This window comes from Reichenbachiella sp. MALMAid0571 (genome assembly GCF_040151475.1).
Classification (GTDB): domain Bacteria; phylum Bacteroidota; class Bacteroidia; order Cytophagales; family Cyclobacteriaceae; genus CAXBNB01.
Genome location: NZ_JBDKWG010000034.1, coordinates 1 through 346 on the forward strand (window position 1 = coordinate 1; position 346 = coordinate 346).

Annotated in this window: 1 pseudogene; it reads right to left on the reverse strand. The window is 48.6% G+C overall.

The annotated features are described in order from the left end of the window. Window positions 1–346: pseudogene (locus AAOP42_RS00455) on the reverse strand (hypothetical protein); the annotation flags it as partial.

Consider the following 346-nt stretch of genomic DNA (forward strand, 5'->3'; position numbering starts at 1 on the left):
CTGCAGAGTTCCTGCACAAACTACTCGTGCCTGTTATCGCTGTAGTGGTCACATAAGGGGTCACGGTCACGTTTTTTGTCTGTACCGAATTGCTGCCACATCCCGTGCCTGTATAAGTAATCACTGCGGTACCTGAAAAACTGCTATCCCAATTAACCAAACCGGAACTGTTTATTGTTCCTGCACCCGAAGTGATAGACCAGGTGCCCGTTCCATTTGAAACGCTTGCATTGTAGTCCGTATCTACAGAGTTCCTGCACAAACTGCTCGTGCCTGTTATCGCTGTAGTGGTCACATAAGGGGTCACGGTCACGTTTTTTGTCTGTACCGAATTGCTGCCACATCC